Below are 17,550 nucleotides of genomic sequence, written 5' to 3'. Positions count from 1 at the left end.
TTATCAAAAATTATCTAATCAGCAAACTCTTATTTTAATGGATAATGGGGAATTGAGAATTGAGAATTGAGAATTGAGAATGGAAAATTGATAATTGTGGATACTGTTATTAACAGGTGCGTAGCGTAGCGAGGAAACTTTATGATATATTGATTTTCACAACTCATGTAAGCTCACTAATAATGTCAGAGGAAAAGCAACCCGAACCGTCTTTCTTATTGAAACTGGTTAAACGTTTTCAAAATACTTTATCTTCTTTCATTAATACGATCGCCGAGGCAATTACTTCTTCTGTGCATATTCCTGAAGTCGCTATCGGTCCGATCGTGGGTGCTTTAATTAGTGCGACGACAACCCTTGTGATCGGATTTTTAACTATCTCTAACATATTCAGTGAGCAGTTTCTGTATCGACCGCTACAAATACAGGATAGTAATGCTAATTATACCTTAGAATTAGAGCGTTATCGTCAGACAATTTTAACGGATTATTTAACTCAAACAACCCAATTAACTTTGGATAATCCTCTGTGGAAATTACAACAAAATCCCTATTTATTAAGGGCAATAACTCAGACAGTTTTAGATGAAATTGATGGGGAAAGAAAGCGTTATATTATTATGTTTTTACAGGACACAAATTTATTAACCTTTAATGATAAAGTTAGTTCTCCTCCCCTGTTAAAAAATGCTAATTTAACGGAAGCAAAATTAAATAATTTAGATTTATCTGGGGCTAATTTTTCCGATACTGATTTAACTAAAGCTAATTTTAATCAAGCTAATTTACATAAAGCTAATTTTGCTCATGCTAAATTAAATAATGCTTCTTTAACTAATGCTGATTTGAGGGGTGTTAATTTGACGAATACTGATTTAACAATGACTAATTTTACTAATGCTTGTGCGGATCAATTTACTTTATTTGATGATAAGTTCGATCGAGCTAAAGCAAAAATACGTTTAATTTCTTCTTTTGATAATTGTCCTATTATTCCTATAGAAAAAGAAGTCAAAAATAAGTAATTGATGATGATTTTAGTTCCTAGAAAGATCGATATTAGCCCTGTAATGAATTACACTTTGGGAAAAAAATATTGTTAACTATCATTCAAAACAATTAAAACCTTTTTCCGATTTTAATTTCTGATCAAATGTGGCTGTGATTGTGCAATCAAATTGTTGAGCAATTGCTCCAATTAAATAATCATAAAAATCAGCTTTTCCCTGTTTAAAACGCTGTAAAGATTGATAAATTACAGAACGATTTTCCCATGCAAAAGTCGGACATTGCAACATTATTTCTAAAACATTACTAATATTTTCCCTCGTAAATTGATAGGATTTACTCCGCAAAACCCAAATTACTTCACACAAAACTACATTATAAATAAAACATATTTCTCCACTCTCTATGATCTCAACAGCTTGTTTCCATTGTTTGTCATCATCTTGTGTGAGATAACGAACTAAAATATTTGTATCAAGTCCAATCACAAGCACCCTCAACGATAGCTTCTTCCATGTCGCCTAAAGTAACAGAAATCATGCCCTTTTTATGTAAAATACCTGATAATTTTTGCACTGGAATATTAAGAGGAATCAGTTTGACTGCTCCATTTTCATCCACAATAAAATCAACTTTACTACCAGTATCTAACTTTAGATAATCTCTAATTTCTTTAGGAATAGTGATTTGTCCTTTACTTGTTAATGTTGTGTTCGCCATTGCTTTAAATCCTTACTTACATATCTTACTCAATCATAAAGCAAATTAATAGAGATCGATCGAATCTTAGATTTGAGAAAAATTGAGCAAAAAAAGGGTTGAATAATATTCAACCCCTACGAATTTTTGACCTTAAATTAGAAATACATTCCAGCTTCTTGTACTTTCTCGATTTGTTTTTTCTTGAGTACTAAGAGAATCTGAGATAACATGATTCCAGCGATAAACACTAATAACCAAAGAATACGAGCAGGACTTTGTAAAACAACTTCGGTGTCTTTTTGTCCAAAACCGCCTACGTTGGGATCATTGGTTAAGGCTTCAGCAGTGGCTACTTGTTGACCTTCAGTGACAATTATGCTAGGACCCGCAGGAATCTCTACACTAGAGGAGTTGCCGTCTTCGCTAGTAATGGTAACGGTATAGCTACCGCCTTCTACTTCATTAATGGCGGTGATTGTACCTGCTACGGGAGCTTTGAATACATTATTATTACTAGGTTGACCTGTAGGATAAAGTTGTCCTCTGCCTCGGTTTGCCCCTAAGTGAACGGAATATTTACCAAAGTGAATATTAGGATTGGTAGCAGGATCAGGGGATAATACAGGAAATACGATTTCTTCGTAAGTATCACCGGGTAAAGGACCTACAAGTACCCAATTATCGTGTTCTTTGTTATAGGTTTGGAAGTAAGCACCGTTGACTTTTTCTTTCATTTCTTCAGAAATACGATCGTCGGGGGCAAGTTGGAAACCTTCAGGTAACATTAATACTGCACCTACGTTTAAACCGCCTTTGCTACCATCTCCTAATACTTGTTGTTGAGAATGATCATAAGGAATTTTCACCACGGCTTCAAAAACGGTGTTAGGTAATACTGCCGCAGGAATTTCTACTTCCGCAGGTTTAGCGGCAAGGTGACAGTTAGCGCATACAATACGACCAGTTGCTTCTCTGGGGGTTACGGGAGCGGTTTCTTGCGCCCAAAAAGGATAAGCGTTGGCACTTTGAGGTAATAATAAGTCACTAGCTAGGAATAAACAAACACTTACGATCGAAACTAAGACAATTTTGTTTATGTTTTTTACCATACTAGCCAAAAAAGAATGATCTCTCATTGATATTTTTTTACAGTTATTGAATTTTATCTAAATCAGTTACAAAAAAAACTGTTATGTAGTTAATTGTTAAAGGTCAATTGTTATGCCCACCAAGGATTTGAACCGTCTCGGAAGTCGGTTTCTTCCCAATCGGTTAAAACTACTTTATCATCGGTTACATCAGCATGAACTAAGGCAAGAGAAAGAGGAGCGGGTCCTCGTACTACTTTACCTTCGTTGTTATATTGTGAACCGTGACAAGGACAAATAAATTTATCTTCCGAAGCATTCCAAGGCACAACACAACCTAAGTGAGTACATACGGCGTTAATACCATAGGACTCGATCGCTTTATCTTCTGTGACAACTAGATAGGTAGGATCACCTTTTAAACCTTGGGCTAAAGTGCGATCGCCGGGTTGATGATTAGCTAAAAAAGCACTAGCAACAATATCACTACCTAGTTTGTCTTTAGCAGTAACACCACCAGCACCACCACCAGAAGATTTAGGAATGAAATAGCTTACCACAGGATATAAAGCTCCTGCGGCTACGCCTGTAATAGTGCCAAAAGTCAGTAAATTCATAAACTGACGGCGCCCCATATCGGGTACATCAGCATTTCCTGCAAATTGAGTCATAACTAAATTAGATTATGTGATTGATTACTTTGGTTATAGTGTGAGAATCAACGAAAAACCTTTATGCTAAATTAAGGTTTGTTAAAGTCATTCTCTAATTATTACAAAAAATGAACCGTTTGCAGAATCAATCAATTATTTTTTGTTAATTTTCCTCTGAATTTTATGGCTCTTCTACAGTAGTTATAATAAATTACTAGAAAATAATCTCTTAAAACTTTAATATATATAGTTTTGAGAATTTTAAAAATGCAATTGTTATAAATTAAATTTATAGTTTTAATTTAACCTAACACCTATCACCCTTTCTGCAACCTTTTTTTATACATAATTTATCCTATTCAAAGTCGAAGAGCTATAAATACTTTTTAAGCAGACTCTAATTTACTGATAAAATGTAATAATTCTTAATATTTTTAGCAATTATAATGTCCGATAAAAAGAAAATCGTTGTCATTGGTGCAGGTTGGGCAGGTTTAGGGGCGACTTATCACCTCGTCAAACAGGGTTATGATGTGACTTTACTGGAAGCGTCTGGCTATGGGGGAGGATTGGTGGCTGGTTGGAAAACCCCTCAAGGCAGAAGTGTGGAAGCAGGAATACATGGTTTTTGGTATCCCTATGAAAATATTTTTCGTTTAGTGAGGGAGTTAAAATTACATCCTTTTACCCCCTACACTCGCTCCAATCAATATTCTCCCTACGGTTTAGAAACTTCTTCCCCTATTTTTCAAGAAAAGCCTCTTTTACCGACACCTTTAGGCACTTTTCTCTATCCTGATTTTTACCGTCTTCCTTGGCTCGATCGAGCTTCTGCGTTACCCTTAATGTATGCTTTAATCGATTTTGACAATTCTGAGGAAGCATGGGAAAGATACGACAAAGTAACCGCTAGGGAGTTATTTAAACAATACGGAGTATCGGAAAGACTCTATAAAGACTCCTTTGAACCGATGTTGTTAGTAGGTTTGTTCGCCCCCGGTGAACAATGCAGTGCGGCGGCGGCTTTGGGAATGCTATATTATTTTATCCTTGCCCATCAACCGAATTTTGATGTTATGTGGTGTCGTGGCACAGTGGGAGAAATGATTTTTCAACCTTGGATTGAGAAAATAGAGGAGTTGGGAGGAAAGGTTTTAACAAATAAACGAGTCACGGATATTGTTATCGATACCGAAGGAAAAGCCACCGCCGTTGTGTGTGGTGAGGAGGTTTTTGAAGCGGAAGCGGTGATTTCAGGGGTTAGCATCTCAGGGATTAAGAAAATTGTCAGTAATAGCCCCAATTTGAGCAAATATCAGGAATTTCGTAATTTACAGAATTTGAGATCGATCGATGTGTTAGCCGTTAGACTATGGTTTGATAGACGGATTAATATCCCCTTGTCTTCCAATGCCTGTTTTGGTTTTGATGCTACCACTGGATGGACATTTTTTGATCTCAATACCTTACATGACAAATATAAAGACGAAGAAGGAAGCGTTATCGAGGTTGATTTTTACCATGCCAATCAACTGCTATCCATGAGTGACGAGAGAATCCTTCAAAAAGTACATCAAGACTTAACCACTTGTATTGGTGACTTTGCCAGTGCGGAGATTATCGACTATTCTATAGTAAGAGTACCTCAAGGAGTTACCCACTTTGCGCCCGGAAGTTATCAACACCTGTTGAAAGTGAATACCAGTATCCCTAATTTATTCATGGCTGGTGACTGGATCATAACAGATCACGGTTCATGGTCACAGGAAAAAGCCCTAGTCACTGGTTTAGAATCTGCCAATGAAACGATAAAATATTTTAATATGGGAAAACAAGCTAATATTATTCCAGTGGAAAAAGATGAACCTCATATCGAAATAGGTCGTATAATTAACAAAAATATTCGTACTTTAAGTAAAGGTTTTTTACCTGATTTTTGGCTACCCTAATTAATGAGTAATGAGTAAAAAGTAAAAAGTAAGAAGTTAATTAATAAAATTATTTGTTTTTAATTCTTAATTCTCAATTCTCAATTCTCAATTCTACATTCTTAATTCATATTATGTTTAGTAAAAATAATCCCGAAAAACAAGCAAATACACCCCAAATTGAAGATTTAGTGATGAATAATAACCCTGAATATTTAACTCCTGAATTGCCGATCGAGCAACAATCAATGGTCAAATTAGTGGAGAAAATTAGCGGTATTTTATCCCCCTATTTTATCGTTATTGTGGGCTTATATTTATATGATAATAACTTCTTGTTTGGCTCAATTTTAATCTTAGTGGGGATACTTTCTTTACTCAAAGTTTCCTATGAGGATATTTGGGAATGGATAGAAAAAATTAGGAGTCTTTTTAATCAAAATAATACCCTTAATAAATAAGGGAAAATTGAGAATAGAAAATTAGTGATTTAGACTTAATTAATGATTGATATTTTAACAAATAAGATTAATATAAAAATAATAATCGATCGATAAAAAAATACTACTATTAAAACATTTTTCTTACACTGTTTTCTTAACTAAAATAACGATTAAGATGAAACTATTATTTAAGCTATGGTTTAAATTATGAAATATGATATTCGCTATCGCCCCGCTTTTGCTGCTATTTTTGTAACCTTAGAACCAAAAGAAAGAATTACCGCCGAAGCTGGTGCTATGGTTAGCATGGATGCAGGTATAACCATGACAACGGAATTTTCTGGGGGTTTAATTCCTGCTTTGATGCGCAAATTTTTTGGGGGGGAATCCTTATTTGTTAATGTCTTTCATAATAAAACCAATCGCCCCTTAAATCTTGTATTAACTCAATCCGTAATTGGGGATGTGGAAGCCTTAAAATTAGAAGGTAAAAGCATTTGTTTAGAAGCTGGAGCATATATTGCCCATGCAGGAGGCGTTAAAATGGGGGTTAAATGGGCTGGTTTTGCCAGTTGGTTTGCAGGGGAGGGCTTATTTAAACTGCAATTTAGCGGTAAAGGTAGAGTCTTATTTGGAGGCTATGGCGGTATTACCCATAAAGAAATTAACGGGGAGTTTATCGTTGATAGTAGTCATCTTCTTGGTTATGACTCTAATATCAAACTAAATGTCGGTTTATCTGGAGGGTTATTGTCTTCTGTTACCTCTGGGGAAGGTTTTGTTACTAGATTGAAAGGTAGAGGCACTGTTTTGATTCAATCTCGCAGTGTCAGTGGTTTAGTCGGTTTTTTACGTCCTAAAGTAAGATAATTTATGGATATACAAATTTTACAACAACCCGATAGCTCGATCGCCAAAATAACCATGAATGCCCAAGAAGAATTAATCGCTGAAGCGGGTACAATGGTTGCTATGAGCGATTTTATCAACGTTAGCACTACTTTAAGACAAGGAAAAGGAGGGGGAATATTAGGCGGTTTAAAAAGAATGATGGCAGGAGAATCATTATTTTTAAGCGTTTTTCGTTGCTATCAACCTAACGGCGAAATTTTTTTAGCACCTCGTTTTATCGGTGATATTATTGTTTATGAAATGACTGGTAATAAGTTAGTAGTTCAATCAGGTTCTTACTTAGCTTGTGCTTCTGGAGTTGATATAGACTTAGGATTTCAAGGCTTAAAATCTCTCTTTTCAGGGGAATCAGTTTTTTGGTTAAGTATCACAGGATTTGGTGCTGTAATTCTTAGCTCTTTCGGAGGTATTTATGAAATAGATGTTGATGGTGAATACATTGTTGACACAGGGCATATTGTTGCTTTTGAGAAAACTTTAGATTTTAAAATAGGTAAAGCTGGAAGTAGTTTTCTTGGTTCATTTCTAGGCGGAGAAGGGTTAGTTTGTCGTTTTTTTGGTAAAGGAAAAGTATTTTGTCAAACCCATAATCCGGGTAGTTTTGGCAGTTTAATTGGCTCACAATTACCACCACGATAATGGAGAATTAAGAATTAAGAATTAAGAATTAAGAATTAAGAATTAACAACCTAAAACCTAGTTATCTTATTATTTATTATTTTCAAATAGGATTATTATATGCTTAATAAATCGGAAATAAAGTATCGAATTGAACATAATCCAGCTTATGGTTTTTTGATTTTAGAGCTTCAAGCAAATCAAACAGTAATTGTTGAAGCAGGGGGCATGGCTGCCATGGATACCTCTATCGAAATGAAGTCAAAAATGCGGGGTGGTTTGGGCAAAAGTGTTTCAAGAATGTTTGGAGGTGAATCTTTATTTTTAAGTGAATTTACGGCTAAAAAAACTAAGGGAGAATTGTATATATCTCCCGGTGAACCGGGGGATATAAGCTATTATTATTTAAACGGAAATTGTGGTTTAATGGTGCAATCTTCGGGTTTTGTTGCCTGTAGTCCTTCGATCGAAATTGACACTAAATTTCAAGGTTTTAAAGGGTTTTTTAGTGGAGAATCTTTATTCTTATTAAAAGCAACAGGAATCGGTGATTTTTGGTTTAGTTCCTATGGTGCTATCATCGAAATAGAGGTTAAAGGAAACTATATTGTCGATACTGGTTATATTGTCGCTTTTGAAGATACCCTTAATTATAATGTAGAGATGATGGGGGGGTTATCTTTTCGTAGTTTGAAAACAGGAATTTTGGGGGGTGAGGGTTTAGTTTGTCGTTTTAGTGGTAACGGAAAGCTATGGTTACAATCTCGTAATTTGTATTCTTTACTTAATTTTCTTAATCCTTTTCGCCCTGTTAAAGGTGATTAATTAACTATAATTTTTATCATAAATATTAGGTTCTTCTACTTTGAGTATGATAAATTGTTGATGAAGATAGGGAAAAGGGAAGAGGGAAAAGTAAATTTTTAATAATAAATTATAAATTTTTTATTTTTATTTTGCTATAAATATTATTTAATAAAAGTTATAGCACTTATTTTCTATTAATTTATCATAACTACTGTAGAAGAGCCAAATATTATGCATTATTCTTCACCTATAAGTAATAAAAATCCTGAAGTAAATAATCGACAGTTATTAATAATAATAGCTTTATTTATCGGGTTAATAATCTCTATTATCTTAGGTTTATTTGTATTAATTAATCAGATAGTTAATGTCATTCCCGTTAGAGTAGAGCAGAAAATTGGAGCGTTAATTACGGAAGAGTTTAAGCAAAAAAGTAACTCATCTTCTACACAAATTCAACTTAACAAAATAGTTGATAATTTAGAAAATTTATTACCTGATGAGAATGTTTCTAAAAGAGATTATCAGGTTTTATATATTCCTGAAGATACTGTTAATGCTTTGGCAATTCCGGGAGATACTATTATTATTTATGAAGGGTTATTAAAAGAAGTAAAATCACAAAATGAATTAGTGATGATTTTAAGTCACGAAATAGGGCATTTTGCTAATCGAGATCATCTGAGAAGTTTAGGTAATATTTTACTATTAAGAATAGTCATTAATTCTCTTTTTGGTGGTGTAGAAATTTTACAATCAGGAGCAGATATTGCTAATATTTTAGCTCATGCTCAATATTCTCAAAGTCAGGAAAGTAAAGCCGATGAATTTGGTTTGAATTTATTAAATAAATATTATGGTCATGTAGCAGGGGCTACAGATTTTTTCGATCGTTTAAGTGAGGAAAATAAACAGCAGAAAATTACTGACTTTTTAGCTACTCATCCTCATCCAGAAAAGAGAGTTAAACACTTGGAAAAGTTAATAAAAAAGAACAATTATAGTCTAGGAAAAAAACAAGATTTATTTTTCAAAATTCAAGAGTGATAAAATCATAATTAATATTAATTTTCATTCTGAGTTTATCGAAAAATTTTTGAGAGACTTCACTTATTATATTATCCTCAGTATGACTTTTTTATTTTTTATAACTATAAAAATGTTTTTTGGAAATGGCTAATAGTTCAATTAATGATATATCATCTTCCCATCTCGGTACATAAGTCATTAATAAAACGATCGATCGACTACCCAATTTAATGCCTAAATCAATACTGTTTTAAATAAATTATATTGACGATGGACTTAAAGACGCTTTGAACCCCAAGTAGGATTTTATTAAACCCTACCCTTCAATCTCTGATATTTTGAACATCGAAATATCAGAGATTAGTGATTTATCCTCGTTAGATTACGACAATATCAGCATTAGTCATGGCTAAACCAGAATTTAAAGTGGCAATTGGTACTGCAGAAGTCGGACCACTACCATCTGCATCGAAGAATAAACCACCATTACTGTTATTGTAGAAGAAACGATGAGCGGAAGTAGTAGCAGATGAGCCAATGGTAAACTGAGTTGATAATAAGGTCCCAACTGTTAAACCAAAGCCACTACCTAAAACTTGGAGGGTGTCATCTGTGACATTAAAGTCGGTAATTCGATCGTTCCCTTCACTGGGAGAATTAAAGCGGAAAAAGTCATTACCAGAGCCTCCAGTCAGGGTATCATTACCAGTACCACCGATAAGGGTATCATTGCCTCCCCCCCCCGTTAGGGTATCGTTACCTGCTCCTCCTGTCAGAATATTATTACCACTATTACCCCTGATGACATTATTCAAGGTATTACCCGTACCACTAATATTAGCAGTGCCTGTTAAAGTGAGGTTTTCTAAGTTTGCTCCCAGTGTGTAGGTAATGGAACTATTGACGGTGTCAATTCCTTGGTTGGCTAACTCGATAATGACATCGCTTGGATTGTCCACACCGTAAAGATCATCCCCGGTCCCCCCTACCATACTATCAGCACCGGTACCACCGGATAAGGTATCGTTACCTGCACCACCAATAAGGGTATCATTACCATCACCACCATTAAGGCGATTGTTACCACTATTACCCCTGATGACATTGTTTAAAGGTATTACCCGTACCACTAATATTAGCAGTGCCTGTTAAAGTGAGGTTTTCTAAGTTTGCTCCCAGTGTGTAGGTAATGGAACTATTGACGGTGTCAATTCCTTGGTTGGCTAACTCGATAATGACATCGCTTGGATTGTCCACACCGTAAAGATCATCCCCCGGCCCTCCTACCATACTATCAGCACCGGTGCCACCGGATAAGGTATCGTTACCTGCACCACCAATAAGGGTATCATTACCATCACCACCATTAAGGCGATTGTTACCACTATTACCCCTGATGACATTATTCAAGGTGTTACCCGTACCACTAATATTAGCAGTGCCTGTTAAAGTGAGGTTTTCTAAGTTTGCTCCCAGTGTGTAGGTAATGGAACTATTGACGGTGTCAATTCCTTGGTTGGCTAACTCGATAATGACATCGCTTGGATTGTCCACACCGTAAAGATCATCCCCCGGCCCTCCTACCATACTATCAGCACCGGTGCCACCGGATAAGGTATCGTTACCTGCACCACCAATAAGGGTATCATTACCATCACCACCATTAAGGCGATTATTGCCACTATTACCTGTCATGCGGTTATTTCCTGCATTGCCCGTACCGTTGATATTACCAGTACCAGTAAGAGTAAGGTTTTCTACACCTGCTGGAAGAGTTGTCGTGGTATTGGAGCTAAGAGTATCAGTAATGGTAACGGTACTCGTAGCAGAAACAATCACGCCATTAGTCGGATTAGAGAGTGTCACAGTAAAGGTTTCATCAGGTTCATTGATATTATCATTAAGAATCGGAACGTTAATTACTTTACTGGTTTCTCCGGGGGTGAAAGTCAGTGTTCCCGTTGTGTTAGTGTAATCTGAACCTGCGATCGCACTACCATTGGCGGTAGCATATTGAACGGTGACAGTTTGACTACTAGCTTGAGATAAGATAACGGTAATCGTAACGTTTTGGGGATTAGTCATTCCCTCTACAACGGTTTGATTGCCTCCGATGTTGATATCAACTAAAGGAATCTGTTGATTGCCAAAGTTAATTCCTTGTACCGTTTGCCCTGCCGTTACTTGTACAGCATGAGTACCGGGTACGGGAGTGGAGTAAATTAGAGCATTGTAGGCATTTAAGCGTCCACCCGTTAAATTTGTTCCTGCTAAATTGGCTTTAAGATCAACTCCTGAAAGAATTGCCGCTTTAACTTCCTCATCGGTTAAGTCTGGATTGTTTGCCAAAAGTAAGGCAGCGACACCGGCTACATGGGGACTTGCCATGGAAGTTCCACTGATACTGCCATAAGTATTATTTGGAAATGTGCTGTAGATGTTAACACCGGGAGCGGCTAAGTCAACAGTGGTAGCTCCGTAGTTAGAAAACGATGCTAATTGATCATTGTGATCAGTAGCGGCTACGGAAATAATGTTGTCTAAATTATAAGTAGCTGGATAAGAAGCAAAGGCATCATTATTGTTACCGTCATTACCCGCTGATGCTACGAAAAGTTGTCCTGCATTACCTGCCGCACTGATAGCGTCATATAACCCTTGGGAATAACCACCGCCTCCCCAACTGTTATTCGTGAGGTTTACTCCCATCATGGTGGCATAATTGATTGCCAGAATGGCATTAAAAGTACTCCCATTTCCATAGTCATCAAGGAATTTAAGTGCCATGAGTTGGACATTCCAGTTCACTCCAGCGACACCAACACCATTATTACCTCGACCGCCGATCGTCCCAGCTACATGAGTACCATGACCAGGGTTATCTCCCCTGGGAACATCCATAGGATCGCTATCATTATAGGCAAAGTCATAACCATAGACATCATCAATATAACCATTTCCATCGTTATCAATACCATCATTAGGAATTTCCCCCGGATTAGTCCACATATTATTGATTAAATCGGGATGGGTGTAGTCGATACCCGTGTCAATTACACCAACAATAACATTGGAACTGCCAGTAGTAATGTCCCATGCTTCAGGTGCATCAATATCAGCATCTACAGTACCGCCCGTTTGTCCCGTGTTATGCAATCCCCATAATTGACTATAACTAGGGTCATTAGGGGTAGCTTGAGTGCTGATGTCATTAATGGAAATAGTATAGTTAGGTTCGATATATTCTACGAGGTTGGAATCACCATACAGAGCAATCGCTTCTGCTACACTCATGTTTTTGATCGACCATAATTGAATGCCTAAGTTAGCGACAGACTTAACTACTTTCGCTCCTAAACTGCCTTGAAGAGTGTTAATTTCTGCGGTGGAAATTCCGTCTTTCAACTTGATAATCAATTCTCCTGATTGATAATCAGCATTTAGATTTGGAGATGGAGGTTTTGTAATAGGGGAAGTGTCGATCGAGGGGTTGGAATTGACAAAAGGTACAGAAGAACTGGAGACGATCGAATTAGGATTGAATTGATCGGGATAGGTTTGTTGCCAACCACTGGGGATTACTTCCGCTACCACATAACTTCCGGGAGCTAAATCTTCAAAGAGATAGTTACCGTTGGCATCAGTAACAGTTGTTATTTCACCCTGATCAAATTGACCGTTGCGATTTTGATCGAGATAAACTTGCCAATTAGGTAAGGGATTTTCTCCACTATCCCAAGTGCCATTGCCGTTGACATCGTCCCAGATTGAACCCTCAATTCCACCGACATTCGATTGCCAGTCCAAGTTTAAAGTGATATTCCCCGTATTAGAACTCCAACCATCTACCGCAATTTGGTACTCTACTCCTTGTTGGGCTACAAAACTGACTAAACTATTTGTTCCATCACCACCGTCATCATCTTGTTGAATAACGGTTAAATTATTGACGGTAGAACCAGTAAACGCTGATAGATAGGTATCGAAGCCACTGCCATTAGTATCAATCGTCACTATTCCTGTGTTCGGGGCAGTCCAACTCCACCATACAGAGTTAATGTCACCTGACTGAGCAGGTTCGCCTACTTCTCCCGTTGCACCAACGTTACTTCCTGTTACTGTGGTATTGGGTACACTACCTAAATCGATTCGATCGACGAAGTTATCATTATTGTTGGTAATAGAAGGATTAATGACAATAGAATACTGTCCTAAACTACCATAATTGGTGTAACCCGTACCAAGAGGATCACCTTTTCCCGTACCCTGAATCGCTAAATAATAAGTACCACTTGCTAAAGTTGTGTTAATACTTGCGGATAATAAATCTGCGGGATTTGATGATGTAATCAATGTCCCGGAAGAATTGTACAGTTGTGCCAAAATATCTAAATTCGGTCCTCGTGTAAAAGGATTCACCGTCAAGGTAATTGGTCCTGTACCAGTGGTAAAACTATAATAGTCAACGTCTGTGTTGCGTTCAATAATACCACTCCCCGTAATAGAAGTACCGGAAAGAATCAATGGAGTGGCTGTAGCAATGGTATTTCCCGCATCATCGGTGCGATAGCCAAAACCATTTTGGGTGGTAATAATGGACAAATCATCTTCTGTATTATTGGCTGATAAATATTCACCTTTGCTCCATTGAGTTAAGTTTTGATAATATCCAGCTCCCATAATCGAAGCCCAACCTGTCTCTCCACTGCCATGGCCGTAGTAGTATTCTTCTGATGGAGTGATACGTCCATCATGATAGAGTCCTAAAGTATGTCCTACTTCGTGAGTTATTGCCTCTGCTGTAAATTTTTCATCTCCATTAGCTAATTGTGAAGTGAAAACAAAGGTAGGGGTATCAGTACTCCAGTTAAACGAATCAATATAGGCAACGCCTCCTGCTCCATTTCCATACCAATCGTAACTGCTACCGCCAATGGCGACTCGAACTCCCCAGCGAGTATCACCACTACCACTTTTAATTAAATCATTAATATTGGGTTCTTGGGTTGTAACATTGACATTAAAGGGAATAAAATCTTCTGCCACTCTTTGCCAAATATACTGAATTCTTTCTAGTTCAGCATTGCTAAAGCTATTCGGATTACCGTCAATGTCAAAAGCAGGAGTAGTAATATTTGCTCCTCCCGCAAAATATGTATTCCAATATGTGCCAGAAGTTGTATGCCCCGTGAAGTCTAAGTAAATGGTATAATTAGCAGTGGGTAAACTATTAAGGGTAAAAGTTTGAGATAAATCTAAGGTAGGGGATATAGTTGTTGATTGATATACATCCTTAATTCGTTGAGGATCAACGGGGGGAAGAAAACAAGAAGCACATTGACAGATGAGGGGATGAAAATTGACTTCAGAGTTAAAAAATTCTAAACCTTTATTTAAGGATATTAAGGGCGATTTTTCAGGTGGAGAAACAGGAATATCGTCATTGTCTTCATTAATTTCGGGATCAGTAATACTTACAGTTTCATTCTCTGATTGATTAGTTTTAATAGTTGTAAAGTATATATCTTGATCTTCCAATTCTTGAAGGTTTTTAAATTTTGTTTTCTCTATTTTGTCTGACGATAATTTAATGTCAACTGTTAAGTCTGACTCTGGTGACAAACTAGGGGACGGAACGATCGAACCTTCAATATTATTGTCTAATACAAGATTTAAACTGGTGTCAACATTCCTGAATAGTTCAACGTTCCATAAATCTTCCTTGACAAGTCCAATGACATCTGAGTAAAGTGGATTTTCGGAGCGATGGGATTGAGTGTTCATAGATTGAGGAAAAAAGATTAAATAAAGGACTTATCTATATAGCTTTTTCATAATTCTGCGGTGCGGACAAAAAATCAAGTTTCCTTGTATAACTGGAATTTAGACGGTTGAGCTTACGCATTCCCACCGATATACTGACCCTATGAATTCAGATAATTGCTATATGCAACAATATAACAGGTTAATTATCGTAATGCCCACATTTGTAAAGATTTATGTATTAAAATATCTATAACGCTAATTATAGACATTGTATTGCAACTATTATTACAAAATTAATTGTATATAGGTAATAAGTTTAAATCGATCGAGTTTTGGGGAAAGTTCGGGCGCGCAGCGTGCCTTTGGCATCGAGTTTGTGGGGAGTTCGATCGAGTTTAGGGGAAGTTCGATCGAGGTTATAGGGTTCGATCGAGTTTGGGAGTTCGATCGAGTTTGGGGAGGGTTCGATCGAGTTTAGAGGAGTTCGAGAGTTCGATCGAGTTTAGGGGAGTTCGATCGAGGTTGTGGGAGGTTCGATCATCATTAATGATTTAATAATGTTTTCTAATACTTAGTCTGGGGAGATGGGGTTGGTGGTGGGTTACGATACAATATAATATTTTGTTTTGATAGAGTTGATATTAACACAGCTAAAAAAAGAAATGGAAAATAATGAAACAAAAGCTCAAGCTCGACAAATTCTTGATACAATTGCCTTAACTCCTTTTGAACAATGCCTACCTTTAACTCGTGACTTTAAAGCTATTCCGTCTCGCCCTGGTATATATGCAATTATTCATCAGAAAGAAGGATTACTTTATATCGGTAAAACCCAAAATTTACGCAGACGCTTTCAAGGTGGACATAAGGCTTTTTTATGGGCTTGGTTAGATAAATATAAAGATGAAGAAGTCCGTATAGTTTTACAATCTATTCCTTATTGGCAAAATCCTGCGTTATTATTAGAATTGGAGGCAATTATTCTTAGAGCAACTGAACCTCCTTATAATGTAAAAATTCCCACTGAATAGTAAAATTATGCAAACTCAACTTTTAGAAAAACTTTCTCCCTCTGATGCCCAAATAATCTTAGAATGTTTACCTGAAAGAATTAAAATAGCTTTTATTAATCACGCAACTGAAATTCAATATCCCGTTGAAGCAGTACTTGAAATGGCAATTGTAAGTTTTCTTGATACAGAAGCATTAAGTTTTGTTGATTGCAAACCCGGACGTGGACAATAAACAATGGGTGATTATATTTGGACAATAGAGGGTTCGATCGATTGGGGAGTTTGGGGAGGTTCGATCGATTTTAGAGGGAGTTCGATCGCACTATAAAATTAGCTTAAACTGTTAATTAACTGCTCAAATTCTTCGAGAGATTTAACACTAATTGTTGATAAATGCAACTGTTTTAACAAAGCTAAATCATCAATATTGTTGAGGGAATCTTCTATACTTTTAGGTACAGAATTAAATCGCAGTTGGAGTAAATCAAGGATATTTTCTTGATAGGTTTCTTTCGCTCCTTTTTGTTTACCAATTTCTTGACCAATTTCTTGACCTTTTGCTAAAGCACGTCTTTCAATATTTGTTAATAAAGGCATTTTTCTTTCCTCCTCATATTGTGTTAATTTGTTTTCAAATTTAAGTTGTCAATCTTCCGATAATGTCATCATTAAATCAATGACTTTATACAAATCGGTTATTTCTTTTCTGTTATAACCTTTTTCATAAAGTAAACGGGATAAATTCCATTTCCACTGTTCCCTTTCTGTTAAATTACTGGTAGTAGCCTTCGTTTTTAAGTGAGCCATTACCACCATAGCAAATATGTTATTATTTTGCTTTAATTCTTCCCATTGATAATCTTGTAATTTAATGATCGAAAATTCGAGTTTTAATTTACTTTTTCCTAATCCGTATTCATAAGAATTAGGTCGCCATTTTTTACTATCATCTCCTAGTATAGCTAAACTAATTACTGGTTTATTATACAGGTCAAAAGCTCGATAATTATAGATAAACATTCGTTGGGTAAATTCTTTATCATACTGACTTTGCACCTCAATATGGACTAATAACCACACTTCTTGATTGTCTAATAACCATACCTGAAATAGTTTATCGGCATGACGAGTTTCTGTTTCGGCGGATGCGGTAATTTGTTCTAACTCTTTATCAAGAGGTATTGGTATTTTTTCCCAGTTAATTTGGCGGTGAATATCGGGATAGAAGAAGATTAAAAATGATTCAAAATAATCTCCTATAACTTCTTTCCATGATTCATCATAATTTGCGGTTATTTCTGGCATTGAAATAGTGTTTATTTGACTTTTCTACATAATTTTAACTCTAATTTTTAGCTTTTTGTCAAGGAGTAAAAAGATTGCTTCGTTTCCTCGCAATGACAGAGAGTTCGATCGAGTTTTTGGGATTGTGGGGAGTTCGATCAAGTTGGAGATTGCTTCGTACCTCCCAATGACAGAATGAAAGGAAGTTCGATCGATTTTATAGGTAACAGAGGGGGTTCGATCGTTTCAGTAAAAATATTCAAAATCAAGTTAGGCAAAAGGTAAATAATTGTTGATCT

Annotated in this window: 17 protein-coding genes; 9 read left to right on the top strand and 8 right to left on the bottom strand. The window is 36.3% G+C overall.

Annotation, left to right across the window (positions count from 1 at the left end; all coding sequences use genetic code 11):
- The first annotated feature begins 182 nt into the window (after positions 1–182).
- A complete protein-coding gene (locus SYN6308_RS08630) occupies positions 183–1,025 on the top strand; it encodes a pentapeptide repeat-containing protein (RefSeq protein WP_017294038.1) in 843 nt (280 codons plus the stop codon).
- 81 nt (positions 1,026–1,106) lie between these two features.
- Here the strand turns inward: SYN6308_RS08630 and SYN6308_RS08625 are convergent, their stop codons facing one another.
- The 4 genes from SYN6308_RS08625 to petC form a co-directional block, all read right to left on the bottom strand.
- A complete protein-coding gene (locus SYN6308_RS08625) occupies positions 1,107–1,496 on the bottom strand; it encodes a PIN domain-containing protein (RefSeq protein ID WP_017294037.1) in 390 nt (129 codons plus the stop codon).
- On the bottom strand, positions 1,483–1,728 hold the full coding sequence (locus SYN6308_RS08620; RefSeq protein WP_017294036.1) for an AbrB/MazE/SpoVT family DNA-binding domain-containing protein: 246 nt from the start codon (positions 1,726–1,728) through the stop codon (positions 1,483–1,485). Before SYN6308_RS08620 ends, SYN6308_RS08625 begins: the two co-directional genes overlap by 14 nt.
- 137 nt (positions 1,729–1,865) lie before the next feature.
- The gene (gene petA / locus SYN6308_RS08615) at positions 1,866–2,846 is read right to left on the bottom strand and encodes a cytochrome f (RefSeq protein ID WP_017294035.1); all 981 of its coding nucleotides are present in this window, start codon (positions 2,844–2,846) and stop codon (positions 1,866–1,868) included.
- A gap of 83 nt (positions 2,847–2,929) precedes the next feature.
- A complete protein-coding gene (gene petC / locus SYN6308_RS08610) occupies positions 2,930–3,469 on the bottom strand; it encodes a cytochrome b6-f complex iron-sulfur subunit (protein WP_017294034.1) in 540 nt (179 codons plus the stop codon).
- 428 nt (positions 3,470–3,897) lie between these two features.
- Between petC and SYN6308_RS08605 the strand changes: the two genes are divergently transcribed.
- From SYN6308_RS08605 to SYN6308_RS08580, 6 genes are all read left to right on the top strand, one after another.
- Entirely contained in the window at positions 3,898–5,400 is a 1,503-nt protein-coding gene (locus SYN6308_RS08605; RefSeq protein ID WP_017294033.1) for a hydroxysqualene dehydroxylase, read from the top strand.
- 113 nt (positions 5,401–5,513) lie between these two features.
- Positions 5,514–5,840, top strand: a complete 327-nt coding sequence (locus tag SYN6308_RS08600; protein ID WP_017294032.1) for a hypothetical protein — start codon at positions 5,514–5,516, stop codon at positions 5,838–5,840.
- Between the two features lie 189 nt (positions 5,841–6,029).
- Positions 6,030–6,692, top strand: a complete 663-nt coding sequence (locus tag SYN6308_RS08595) for a TIGR00266 family protein (RefSeq protein WP_017294031.1) — start codon at positions 6,030–6,032, stop codon at positions 6,690–6,692.
- Between the two features lie 3 nt (positions 6,693–6,695).
- Positions 6,696–7,373: a TIGR00266 family protein gene (locus tag SYN6308_RS08590; RefSeq protein WP_017294030.1), complete on the top strand. Its 678-nt coding sequence runs from the start codon at positions 6,696–6,698 to the stop codon at positions 7,371–7,373.
- Between the two features lie 99 nt (positions 7,374–7,472).
- The gene (locus SYN6308_RS08585; RefSeq protein WP_017294029.1) at positions 7,473–8,177 is read left to right on the top strand and encodes a TIGR00266 family protein; all 705 of its coding nucleotides are present in this window, start codon (positions 7,473–7,475) and stop codon (positions 8,175–8,177) included.
- Positions 8,178–8,390: 213 nt separating this feature from the next.
- Positions 8,391–9,206, top strand: coding sequence for a M48 family metallopeptidase (locus SYN6308_RS08580; RefSeq protein ID WP_017294028.1), 816 nt, complete (start codon positions 8,391–8,393; stop codon positions 9,204–9,206).
- A 359-nt stretch (positions 9,207–9,565) separates the two neighbouring features.
- Here SYN6308_RS08580 and SYN6308_RS25755 read toward each other — a convergent pair whose 3' ends face one another.
- Both SYN6308_RS25755 and SYN6308_RS25470 read right to left on the bottom strand, forming a co-directional pair.
- Positions 9,566–10,318, bottom strand: a complete 753-nt coding sequence (locus tag SYN6308_RS25755) for a calcium-binding protein (RefSeq protein ID WP_017294027.1) — start codon at positions 10,316–10,318, stop codon at positions 9,566–9,568.
- Positions 10,278–14,972: a S8 family serine peptidase gene (locus SYN6308_RS25470; protein WP_017294026.1), complete on the bottom strand. Its 4,695-nt coding sequence runs from the start codon at positions 14,970–14,972 to the stop codon at positions 10,278–10,280. The genes SYN6308_RS25755 and SYN6308_RS25470 overlap by 41 nt, the downstream gene beginning before the upstream one ends.
- 644 nt (positions 14,973–15,616) lie before the next feature.
- On the opposite strand from SYN6308_RS25470, the gene SYN6308_RS08560 reads away from it, so the two are divergent.
- Positions 15,617–15,985, top strand: a complete 369-nt coding sequence (locus tag SYN6308_RS08560; RefSeq protein WP_017294025.1) for a GIY-YIG nuclease family protein — start codon at positions 15,617–15,619, stop codon at positions 15,983–15,985.
- A gap of 7 nt (positions 15,986–15,992) precedes the next feature.
- Positions 15,993–16,199 (top strand): hypothetical protein, encoded by a 207-nt coding sequence (locus SYN6308_RS08555; RefSeq protein WP_017294024.1) that lies wholly within the window; start codon positions 15,993–15,995, stop codon positions 16,197–16,199.
- Positions 16,200–16,297: 98 nt separating this feature from the next.
- Here SYN6308_RS08555 and SYN6308_RS25895 read toward each other — a convergent pair whose 3' ends face one another.
- Positions 16,298–16,564 (bottom strand): hypothetical protein, encoded by a 267-nt coding sequence (locus tag SYN6308_RS25895; RefSeq protein ID WP_017294022.1) that lies wholly within the window; start codon positions 16,562–16,564, stop codon positions 16,298–16,300.
- A gap of 48 nt (positions 16,565–16,612) precedes the next feature.
- Positions 16,613–17,272: a hypothetical protein gene (locus SYN6308_RS08540; RefSeq protein ID WP_017294021.1), complete on the bottom strand. Its 660-nt coding sequence runs from the start codon at positions 17,270–17,272 to the stop codon at positions 16,613–16,615.
- Positions 17,273–17,550 lie beyond the last annotated feature (278 nt).

It is taken from the genome of Geminocystis herdmanii PCC 6308 (assembly GCF_000332235.1).
Taxonomy (GTDB): domain Bacteria; phylum Cyanobacteriota; class Cyanobacteriia; order Cyanobacteriales; family Cyanobacteriaceae; genus Geminocystis; species Geminocystis herdmanii.
The sequence above is the reverse complement of the archived record's forward strand: the minus strand, read 5'-3'. Positions and strand labels throughout refer to the sequence as shown.

What these genes read in the sequence shown, in the direction of transcription:
- SYN6308_RS08590 (WP_017294030.1), top strand. Translation starts at nt 6,696, where the DNA reads ATGGATATACAAATTTTACAACAACCCGATAGCTCGATCGCCAAAATA.
- SYN6308_RS25895 (WP_017294022.1), bottom strand. Translation starts at nt 16,564, where the DNA reads ATGCCTTTATTAACAAATATTGAAAGACGTGCTTTAGCAAAAGGTCAA.
- SYN6308_RS08595 (WP_017294031.1), top strand. Translation starts at nt 6,030, where the DNA reads ATGAAATATGATATTCGCTATCGCCCCGCTTTTGCTGCTATTTTTGTA.
- SYN6308_RS08540 (WP_017294021.1), bottom strand. Translation starts at nt 17,272, where the DNA reads ATGCCAGAAATAACCGCAAATTATGATGAATCATGGAAAGAAGTTATA.
- SYN6308_RS08600 (WP_017294032.1), top strand. Translation starts at nt 5,514, where the DNA reads ATGTTTAGTAAAAATAATCCCGAAAAACAAGCAAATACACCCCAAATT.
- SYN6308_RS08560 (WP_017294025.1), top strand. Translation starts at nt 15,617, where the DNA reads ATGGAAAATAATGAAACAAAAGCTCAAGCTCGACAAATTCTTGATACA.
- SYN6308_RS25470 (WP_017294026.1), bottom strand. Translation starts at nt 14,972, where the DNA reads ATGAACACTCAATCCCATCGCTCCGAAAATCCACTTTACTCAGATGTC.
- SYN6308_RS08630 (WP_017294038.1), top strand. Translation starts at nt 183, where the DNA reads ATGTCAGAGGAAAAGCAACCCGAACCGTCTTTCTTATTGAAACTGGTT.
- SYN6308_RS08585 (WP_017294029.1), top strand. Translation starts at nt 7,473, where the DNA reads ATGCTTAATAAATCGGAAATAAAGTATCGAATTGAACATAATCCAGCT.
- petC (WP_017294034.1), bottom strand. Translation starts at nt 3,469, where the DNA reads ATGACTCAATTTGCAGGAAATGCTGATGTACCCGATATGGGGCGCCGT.
- SYN6308_RS08555 (WP_017294024.1), top strand. Translation starts at nt 15,993, where the DNA reads ATGCAAACTCAACTTTTAGAAAAACTTTCTCCCTCTGATGCCCAAATA.
- SYN6308_RS08580 (WP_017294028.1), top strand. Translation starts at nt 8,391, where the DNA reads ATGCATTATTCTTCACCTATAAGTAATAAAAATCCTGAAGTAAATAAT.
- SYN6308_RS08620 (WP_017294036.1), bottom strand. Translation starts at nt 1,728, where the DNA reads ATGGCGAACACAACATTAACAAGTAAAGGACAAATCACTATTCCTAAA.
- SYN6308_RS08605 (WP_017294033.1), top strand. Translation starts at nt 3,898, where the DNA reads ATGTCCGATAAAAAGAAAATCGTTGTCATTGGTGCAGGTTGGGCAGGT.
- petA (WP_017294035.1), bottom strand. Translation starts at nt 2,846, where the DNA reads ATGAGAGATCATTCTTTTTTGGCTAGTATGGTAAAAAACATAAACAAA.